This is a genomic window from Nitrosomonas ureae (assembly GCF_900108305.1).
Classification (GTDB): domain Bacteria; phylum Pseudomonadota; class Gammaproteobacteria; order Burkholderiales; family Nitrosomonadaceae; genus Nitrosomonas; species Nitrosomonas ureae_B.
Genome location: NZ_FNUX01000022.1, coordinates 42093 through 52231, shown reverse-complemented (window position 1 = coordinate 52231; position 10139 = coordinate 42093). Strand labels below are relative to the sequence as shown.

The following is a 10139-nucleotide window of genomic DNA, read 5'->3' as shown; positions in this document are numbered from 1 at the left end:
CAGAGTTGGAAAGAGCGTATTATTCGCAACTGAAAGTGTCAGGCATCACAGCTTGACTCAAACTAACGAGTCTCCGGAAAAATCGGGGCGGTTCAGTTCCAAACAGATTCGGTTGATGAATCGTACTACTATTTCTTAGCATTATTAATCACCATTTCGACCAGAAATACAGCGCCATTTTAACATCTTCGGTCGCTATGATCACTAACATACAGTGCATTTATAACTAATATCAAATGCTTAAGGGTTTTTCAGAATCGACTAAGTAGTATAAACTACAGCTCATTGTTTCTGCTGAATTAGAGCTGTTAATGCCTCATCAGATCTTTCTAAATAAAGTCCTTACGTAAGGACTACTTCTCACTAATTCTGCGTACTTTCATTAGCTCATAAAGCTCTGTTGCTGCTCAAAAGTGTATCGTTCCATTTCCGCGGTGGTAAGCAGTATCATTTTATGTGTATACAGTTTACAGATTAGATTACACCATTATCTTTTTACTCCCTGCATCAGCCAGCAACATAATTTGCCCTCAAGAAATCAACTTGTTAAGCCGTAATGTTCAATTTACTACTTAGCTATTTAATCCGCAAAACTAAAAAAACTAAGTACTGAGAAGTATGCTTGTTAGTCAAGAATAATTACGCAGTATAGTTTTTCAGAAAATCTGTACTTCGACTTATATGGAGTTCTTTTAGTGAATTCACGCGTTTCCTTCAATTTACTATCGGATATATGTGATTTTGCCGTGTGCATTAATGCTCAAGGAATTATTCAGCAAGCATCCAAATCGTCACAGGAATTTTTACAATTATCTAAGGGGTTGCTTCATGAATCGATTGGTTCATACATTCAACCTGAAGATATGGCGTCATTCTGGGATGCTCAGGAAAAAGCAAGGAAGAGTGGCGAGAAACAGACTCTTATTTGTCGTCTTCTACGTCAACTCATGCTGCCGATATGGGTTGACTGCTACATTCATCGATTATTGGACGATCAATATGTTGTTGTTGCCTTCGATGCAACGCATTGGAAAGAGAATGAGACTCGACTGGCTTATTTCTCAACACATGATACGTTGACAGGGCTACCTGGAAAGGTATTACTCGATGATCGTATTGGTATGAATATTCAAACTGCACAGCGAGAGAAGAGTTTTTTGTCATTGATGATTATAAGTTTGGATGGATATAGAAAAATTAATGATTTGCTGGGACATGGTATTGGTGATGAGCTAATCAAGGGTGTTGCCGAGCGTCTACAAAACTGCGTCCGGCGTAGTGATACGGTAGCTCGCGTCAGTGATGACGAATTTTCTATGATAATGATGGGAGTAGGCCAGAATAATATTGAGATGATTGCAAGAAAGATATCGACCGCATTACAGCAATCATTCCGTATCAGTGAACACACGCTGCATATTAGCGCAAGCTTGGGTATATCGCTGTATCCAGTACATGGAAGCAGTGCTTCACAGCTGTATCGGCATGCCGAAGTCGCGATGTATAGAGCGAAAACACTGGGCAAAAATCACTGGAAAATTTATAGTGATCAGGTTGATGATGGTGAGAGAAGCGATTTATCATTGGAATCCGCAATGTATCAAGGGATTGAGAATGGTGAATTTATGCTGCATTATCAACCGATTTTCTGTGTACAAACTGGTCAATTAAGAGGTGCAGAAGCGTTAATGCGTTGGAAAAACCCAAATCAAGGTTTTATTCCACCGATAAAATTTATCCCACTGGCAGAAAATAGCGGTTTAATTAAAATTCTTGGAGCATGGGCTTTGCGAAGTGCGTGTTATCAAGCGAAACAATGGCAGGATGCTGGCCTTAAAGATTTTTACATTTCTGTGAATGTATCTCCACGTCAATTTGTTCAGGAAGATTTTCTGGAAATGATCAGTAAGGTACTGAGTGAATCAGGCTTATTGCCACAAAACCTTATGCTGGAGATCACGGAAGGTGTGTTGATGGATAATCCACAGCGATCGGGTGAGATTCTTACTCAATTGCATGTGGCGGGAGTAAAAATTGCTATTGATGATTTTGGTACTGGTTATTCATCATTGGCTTATTTGAAGAAATTTCCCTTATCCGTATTGAAGATTGACAAATCGTTTGTGGATGATGTGATAAATTGTGCCGAAGACATGGCAATCATTGGTACCATTCTGAGCTTGGCAGAGGGCTTGAATTTGATGGTTGTGGCTGAAGGTGTAGAAAGTGATGCGCAATTAGGATTCCTAAAGCAAGAAGGTTGTAATTTAGTTCAAGGATACCTTACTGGCAGGCCTGTGCATTCAGAAGACTTTAAAGATAAATATTTGGCATGATTTAAGAGCCAGAGAAGCAAATAAAAAATCCTTTTTCATATCGAAAATCATCCCAGTTATGTTTCTTACTCTCATCAGAGTATGTTGGCGTTTGTCAATAGATTATATAATTCAGCCCGGGAAAAGTTATCAGCTAGTCTAATGGCTTGTTAAGCGCCGGAGTGAACGTAATCGGAAATTTCCAATGCTCATTCGGCTTCGTATCACTGGGTTTATTCGTTATCAAAAGTTAAAAAGGAATGTTCAATGACTAAGATTTGGTTTAAAGATTACACGATTGAATATTTGGAAGGTTTACGGAATGCCAATATGGGAGAACATATTGGCATTCAGTTTATTGAATTGGGCATAGATTTTTTGAAAGCACGCATGCCAGTCGATAAACGTACGACACAACCATTCGGTATATTGCATGGTGGTGCAAGTTGCGTATTATCTGAGACTTTAGGCAGTGTATCTGGCTGGATGACAATAAATCCCGAACAGTACCGTGCGGTTGGACTGGAATTAAATATCAATCATATCCGGGCAGTAACCAAAGGTCATGTTATCGGTATCTGTACACCCTTGCATACTGGTCGGCGTACACAAGTCTGGCAAACAGATATTATCGAAGAAGATACGAACAAGCGCGTGGCAATTTCACGATTGACGCTGGCGATTATCGAACAGGGCACACTGAGTGCACAGAAAGAACACGTTATTGTCGACCGGCCATCATAAGCCCTGGTATCAGTTTTTCAGCCTTGGTTTATTGTATGTTTAGACTATGCGGAAGTTTTTTATAGTATCAATGAAATAAATGCTCACATTAGATTTTTTCATTGCTGTTAGTGTCGGGTTCTGCATTTCTGTGATTAGTTTCTTTTTCTTCTGTAACTGAGTCAACTTCAGATTGTATTTCTGCTTCCTGATTAGTGAATTCATTGTGGATAGTTTCAGATGGCTTGCTTGCATCATCAAATGCATTTTCATCCGGGCTATCATCTTGCTTGCCTTTGCTATTCCACATGAAATATACAGCACCCAATGTCACGATAACAACCGGTAAAGTGATGAACATCAGCAATGCGTATTCGACGGTCATGTCTGCACTTTGAGGAGGCGGGCTACTAACGATTACATAAGCGTGTGTCAGCGCAACGCCATATACCGGTAGTAATGCAGCCATGTAGCGGTTTGTAATGAATGGACGAACTGTTAACATATTCAGTACGTTAGAAGCGTAGTACCCGATGAAATAAATAAAAATATAAAAGAAAATGGCGCCCATAAGTTTTCCTGTTTAATCTGATTTGCCAGCGATTAGAAAGCGTTTCCAAAAAGAAACTAAGATAATGCAGCTTATGATACACAGATCATCATAAAAAATGTATCCATTGGTATTTTAAGTGCTAAGCGATAGCAGGAATCCGTTATCATGCAGCTTCAAGTCGCTTATTCTTTTATCACAAATACTTCACATTTGCCGTGTTAGACTTTATTTACCTTCCTGATAGTTAGTCGATCAACGTTCAAATGAACGTTGATCTTTTTATTGTATAATCCTCTTCATTAGATTCTCGATATAGACCTGCAAAAACATTCTGTAGTCGTTTAGGTTTGAGAAAATTATTTTTCCGTAAAAGATTTATTGTTTTTTAATAAATTAGGTATGCTCCAGGTTGGTAAACTTGGCTACGTGATTTATGAATTTATTTACTTTACAATCCTCATTAATTGAATCAAATCCGCCCGCAATAGAAAAGCAATTGAATATTCCCGAATATCCTGAAAGACAAGAACTGCATGCTGAATTGAATGCGGTGGCGTACGAATTATTAGCGCCACCTTTTGAGCTTTCACATCTGGTGCTGATGTCTGATCGAGAGTGGATCGAGCAGGAACGAAAGCTGATCTGTCAGTTATGTGGGCGTTATAATATAAACCCGCCTAATACGCATGAGAATGATTTTAGTGCGGATTTTGGTGAGTTTCGCCTTAGATGGGAACGTCATACCGAATATTCGACGTATACTGTTTATCGTGTAGGGGTGTTTGATATTCCATTTGAGCGTCCCGCGATTACGTATGTGCCACAGGAGTGGTTGGCCAGCCTGCCCGGTGAACTCCTGGTTGCGACGCATATTGCCCTGGAGGATCGATCACGCCCCAAGCGCAGCTTGCATGAATTATCAGCGCTATTCGCTTCTGGAACTGTAATCGGTTCCAGAGTGGCAGGAGGCGCCGCAAGTGTATGGAGTGATAATCAGATTCACTCTGATAATTTCGGCCGCATTCTGATTCATGATGAAAATTTGCGCAGCCGTCAGATTGGACGCTTGGTACAACGTCTTCTTGAAATTGAAACTTATCGCATGTTGGCGATGTTGCCGTTACCCGTTACCCGCAAAATTATTCCGCAATTGGCTCGCGCAGATCAGCGCTTGGCCGAATTGACTGCTAATAATGTGATATTGACCAGTATTGAAGACGAACAGCATTTACTTAATGAATTAACGCTTCTGGCGGCAGAGACAGAGCGCCTGTCTGCACAAACCAGTCATCGTTTTAATGCGTCCCGGGCTTATTATGATATTGTAAAACTGCGCATTGCAGAGTTACGCGAGGAGCGGATTGAAGGGTTGCAAATGTTGCAGGAATTTATGATCCAGCGTTTGTCGTCGGCGATGGGAACATGTGAGCTGGTTCATACTAAGCTGGAAACGCTATCCATGCGTTTGGGGCGCGCATCGGCGTTATTACGTACACGGGTAGATTTATCCATGGAAGCGCAGATTCGTGATTTGCTTAAATCCATGGATAACCGGGCGCGCGTGCAGCTGCGCATGCAGGAAACGGTTGAAGGCTTGTCCGTAGTTGTATTGAGTTATTATCTGTTGGGGATCATCGGTTACGGATTAAAAGCGTTTAAGGCAGCAGAGCATGATATCAATGTAGAATTGCTGACCGGTATTGCGATTCCGGTCGTAGTGCTTGGAGTTTTCTTAGTCGTTAGAAGGGTACGTAATATGATCAGCAAATTGTAAAGCTAGCGATGAAGTTTGATTAACATTCCGTGATACTGACAGCTAAACCACCCAGTGAGGTTTCTTTATATTTTACTGACATTTCCAGTCCGGTTTGTTTCATCGCGGTGATGCAGTTGTCCAATGACATAAAATGCTGGCCATCGCCGCGAATTGCCAAGGATGCTGCGGTGTATGCTTTAATGGCTCCGAAGCCGTTACGTTCTATGCATGGTACTTGAACCAGGCTGCCTACAGGATCGCAAGTCATGCCCAAGTGATGTTCCAATGCAATTTCTGCAGCATTCTCAATTTGTTGTGTAGTGCCGCCTTTTATAGCACACAAACCTGCTGCTGCCATAGCCGAAGCCGAACCTACTTCTCCTTGACATCCAACTTCCGCGCCGGAGATTGAGCTATTATGCTTGATTAACCCGCCAATCGCGCCGGCCACCAGCAAGAAATCCCGTACTTGCTCGAGTGTTGCGCCTTCATGTTTTACTGCATAGTAAATAACGGCCGGTATTACGCCCGCTGCACCATTGGTCGGTGCGGTAACTACCATATGTCCGGCTGCATTTTCTTCATTAACTGCCATGGCATACGCGCATAACCAGTCATTTAAGTTAGCCTTATGAGGATTACTTTGTAATTGTTGAAACAATGCATGTGCGCGCCGTTTGATATTTAAGCCACCGGGTAGCCGGCCTTCAGCGATCAACCCGTTTTCCAGGCATGTTTGCATTGCGTTCCAGATTGCATCCAATCCTGCATCGAGCTCACTTTCATTAATACGCTCTACCTCATTACTGCGTTTCATAGCGGAAATTGATAAACCACTATCAGCTGACATTTTCATCATCTGATTAGCTGAATCGAAGGGAAAGCCGCAGGAGCTGATCGCTTCTATTTTCATCGGCGCTACAAGCTTGCCAATTTCCGGTAATGTGGTGATGAAACCGCCACCAATCGAGAAATAAGTTTCGGTTAACAGTGTTTTTCCAGTTTCATCCAACAGTTGAAAAATCATGCCATTGGGATGTTCCGGCAAAGGTTCTCCGCGATCGAAGATAATATCTTCTACCGGATTGAAGTGAATTTTGATGGATTCTTTGATTTGAATTGTTGTTTGCTGCCAAAGTCGTTCAAATAATTCATTAACATTCAGCTTGGCCAGTCCTCGCGGTGTGTATTCGTGCATGCCTAAAGTTACTGCCCGATCGGTTGCATGACCTTTGCCGGTGAAAGCCAGAGAACCTCGTAAAGTACAACGAACCTGCAAAAAGGATGGGGTTTTGTGATCGGAAACATAGACTTGAATTCGATCACGAAAATCTTTGGCTGCGACCATAGGACCCATAGTGTGCGAGCTCGATGGCCCAATACCTATTTTGAAGAGATCAAGAACGCTAATGAACATTAAGTTACCTGTGAAAATTAGGATTATCTACCATAGAGAATTTATGCGCTGATTGGTGGAGTTTGCACGCTTAAATCAGCAGTCAGCTAGTATCCTATATGTCTTGTATTGACTCAACAGTTTTTATTGGTTGCAAGGTTTAAATGCAGATATGTTCAGCCATATATTGCTCGGTAATAATTATCGAAATAAGTTGCTTTTTGCAATTAATTCGATATAATTAAGAATCATTCTCATTATTAATCATTCTTTGATCTTTGTTTTGTTTGATATTTCATTTAACTGAACTTTAGATTGCAGGGTATTCGATATGTACGTATGTATTTGCAAAGGAGTTACAGAAAGAGCGCTGCGGGAAGCAATTTATCAGGGTGCTGACCGGATGAGGGATTTAAAGGCTTGCCTCGGTGTTACGGAGCAGTGTGGTTTGTGTGCGTGCCATGTCAAGCAGGTCTTGGATCAGACGCTGGAGCAAAAATCCCAGATGCAAGATCTGGCGCCTCAATCTTTTTCTACCCAATCGACTTGCATGTGTAAAAATGCTGCATGAGGGGCATGAATGTCGAGTAGTTTCAGACTGGCATGGCGAAGAGATGCTACAATAGCACTGTTATTCTATCAGGCCGTTTTCAGTGTATTTTAAATCTTCTTTGTGTCATGAATGTCTTGATTCATCTTGAAAAAAACGTATTGACGTAAGCAGCGGATATTTGCTTGCGTACTTCAATCAGTTTCTGTTTTAAGAAATAGAAATTGAATCTGCGGAAATTAGATCCAGGTTTCATCAAATGATAATCTATATTTGCGTGCTTATTTTCCTTGTGTAATCTTGTCCCTCATTGAATAGGGCTGTTATGTTACATAAAATGCTTCAAAGTGCTTGCTAAAACAGCAAAAATATTTGTACCTTAATTTATTATGATTATCCGCAGGATTGTTAAGAGTGTCTGCTTCTATGCAATATTGTTAAATTTCGGTTTGACGCTAACTTTTCCTCCAAAATCAAGTTTTGCAGAATCAATAAATCCCCTATCAACTATACGCACCTTTAGTATTCCAGCCGGTTCTTTGCAAGACGCTATCAATCAATTTGCGGAACAGTCGGGAGTTAAGCTGATTGCCGATCCTGCTTTGCTCCAGGGAAAAGTGACTTTTGGACTCGAGGGTGATTTTGAAATTCAGCCGGCCTTGAATCAATTGCTTGAGAATTCCGGATTGCAAGTGAACAGGCAAGCCGAAGGCTATATCATTATGACGCAGCCAGATGGATCAGGTGCTGAGTCGGTTGTTACTCTGCCTTCAATTAAAGTCACTGCTGATAGTGCCAGCCGTTATAAAGCGGTAAGCACCCATACGGCGACAAAAACCAATACTTTATTGCGCGATGTTCCACAAGCCATTTCAGTAATCACCAATGAGTTGATTAAAGATCAATCAATCCGTAGTCTGGGCGATGCAGTTCGCTATGTGCCCGGTGTTGGTGTGTCACAGGGAGAAGGCAATCGTGATGCATTGGTTTTTCGCGGCAATCGCTCGACGGGAGATTTTTTTATTGATGGCATACGTGATGATGCCGAATTTTATCGCGATTTATATAATATTGAGCGTATTGAAGTGCTCAAAGGCGCCAACGGAATGATTTTTGGCCGTGGTGGTTCGGGCGGTGTGGTAAATCGTGTGTCGAAGCAGGCCAATTGGGATCCAGTCCGGGAATTTACTTTTCAAGGAGGCTCATTCAATCAGAAAAGAATGACCGCTGATGTCGGCTATGTCATTAATGATGTGGCTGCCGTTCGCTTGAATGCTCTATACGAAGATGCCGGCAGTTTTCGCGATGGAGTCGATATGGAGCGTCTTGGCATATCTCCGACCATTACGATCAAACCGACACATCGCACTAAGGTGATTGCGGGCATGGAGCGATTTCACGATGATCGTACCGCTGATCGAGGTATTCCTTCATTTTTAGGCCGCCCAGTTAATGTGCATGAATCCCAGTTTTTTGGTGACCCGAAGCGTAGTAACGCGAATATCGATGTGCTTTCATTCAATTCTTTGATTGAACATAAATTTGATTCCGGGGTTACGTTGCAGAACCGGACAAACTATACGACGTACGATAAGTTCTACCAAAACATCTTTGCCAATAGTCAGGTTTTTTCCGGATTGATATCGCTCGGAGCGTATAACAACGTCACAACGCGCGATAATGTTTTTAACCAGACAAATCTGCTCTATTCACTTAACACCGGGCCGATCTCACATACATTGATGGCAGGTATCGAGGTAGGACGTCAGGAAACCCACAATCAGAGAAGAAACGGTTTTTTTAATAACGATATATCGCAAGTCAATTTGCGAGTGCCTATCAGTAATCCGGTTACGAATGCCCCCGTGGATTTTTTGACACGAGATACGGATGCGCATAATCGTAGTGTCGTCAATGTGACATCCTTATATATTCAGGATCAGATTGAATTGCTGCCGCAACTGCAATTAATTGCAGGCGTGCGCTACGATTTGTTTGAAGTGGATTTTCGCCAGCGGAATGCAGGTAGAGATCACCTGAAAACAAAGGATGATTTGATCGCTCCGCGCTTTGGGGTTATTTATAAACCCATCGAGCCGGTTTCTTTTTATGCCAGTTACAGTCAGGCTTATGTCCCGCGTGCAGGCGATCAATTGACATCCTTGAACGTGACAGTCGATACGCTTAAACCGGAAAAATTCACGACACTGGAGGCTGGAATTAAATGGGATATTCGTCCTGATTTGGCAGTAACCGGTGCTGTTTATCAACTGGATCGGACCAATGTGATCACGGCTGATCCGAATGATCCAACACGAACCTTTTTAGCCAAGGGGCAACGTACAGAAGGTGTGGAAATCAGTCTCAATGGTCAATTGACTTCGGATTGGAGTGTAATGGGCGGTTATGCTTATCAAACCGGTGAATTTACCAGTGAAGTGCCCGGAGCGGCAAAAAAAGGAGCTACGGTAGGGGAGCTTCCCCGGCATACCTTTTCCGCCTGGAATCGATACGATATCACGCCTAAAATTGGAGCGGCGGTTGGTGTGATTTATCGCGGCGGGATGTTTGCTTCGGCCGATAATACGGTCAGAATTCCTGATTTTACAAGAGTTGATGCGGCATTGTTTGCACAGTTTACCAAACGGTTTCGCGGTCAGTTGAATATTGAGAATTTATTTGATGCCAATTATTTCGCTTCGGTACACAACAACAATAATATTACGCCGGGCTCGCCCATAGCCATTCGCGCCACCTTAATTGCAAATTTCTAACGGGTAAACAGTGATATTAAAAGACAGTTGATAAGATATCAATTGATTTTATAAATAATAATAATTATCATT

The 10139-nt window shown here is 42.0% G+C and carries 7 protein-coding genes; 5 read left to right on the top strand and 2 right to left on the bottom strand.

Annotated elements, in window-relative coordinates:
* The first annotated feature begins 695 nt into the window (after positions 1-695).
* Together C4S39_RS11550 and C4S39_RS11545 are read left to right on the top strand one after the other, a co-directional pair.
* Positions 696-2336, top strand: coding sequence for a putative bifunctional diguanylate cyclase/phosphodiesterase (locus C4S39_RS11550; protein ID WP_103967143.1), 1641 nt, complete (start codon positions 696-698; stop codon positions 2334-2336).
* A gap of 246 nt (positions 2337-2582) precedes the next feature.
* Positions 2583-3059: a hotdog fold thioesterase gene (locus C4S39_RS11545; protein ID WP_103967142.1), complete on the top strand. Its 477-nt coding sequence runs from the start codon at positions 2583-2585 to the stop codon at positions 3057-3059.
* 88 nt (positions 3060-3147) lie between these two features.
* On the opposite strand, the gene C4S39_RS11540 is transcribed toward C4S39_RS11545, so the two are convergent.
* Positions 3148-3609, bottom strand: coding sequence for a hypothetical protein (locus C4S39_RS11540; RefSeq protein ID WP_103967141.1), 462 nt, complete (start codon positions 3607-3609; stop codon positions 3148-3150).
* Between the two features lie 415 nt (positions 3610-4024).
* Between C4S39_RS11540 and C4S39_RS11535 the strand changes: the two genes are divergently transcribed.
* Positions 4025-5365: a DUF3422 family protein gene (locus tag C4S39_RS11535; protein ID WP_103967140.1), complete on the top strand. Its 1341-nt coding sequence runs from the start codon at positions 4025-4027 to the stop codon at positions 5363-5365.
* Between the two features lie 19 nt (positions 5366-5384).
* On the opposite strand, the gene C4S39_RS11530 is transcribed toward C4S39_RS11535, so the two are convergent.
* The gene (locus tag C4S39_RS11530) at positions 5385-6764 is read right to left on the bottom strand and encodes an L-serine ammonia-lyase (RefSeq protein ID WP_103967139.1); all 1380 of its coding nucleotides are present in this window, start codon (positions 6762-6764) and stop codon (positions 5385-5387) included.
* A gap of 310 nt (positions 6765-7074) precedes the next feature.
* Between C4S39_RS11530 and C4S39_RS11525 the strand changes: the two genes are divergently transcribed.
* Together C4S39_RS11525 and C4S39_RS11520 are read left to right on the top strand one after the other, a co-directional pair.
* Positions 7075-7314: a (2Fe-2S)-binding protein gene (locus C4S39_RS11525; protein ID WP_103967138.1), complete on the top strand. Its 240-nt coding sequence runs from the start codon at positions 7075-7077 to the stop codon at positions 7312-7314.
* 518 nt (positions 7315-7832) lie between these two features.
* Positions 7833-10067, top strand: coding sequence for a TonB-dependent siderophore receptor (locus C4S39_RS11520; protein ID WP_258039422.1), 2235 nt, complete (start codon positions 7833-7835; stop codon positions 10065-10067).
* Positions 10068-10139: the final 72 nt, after the last annotated feature.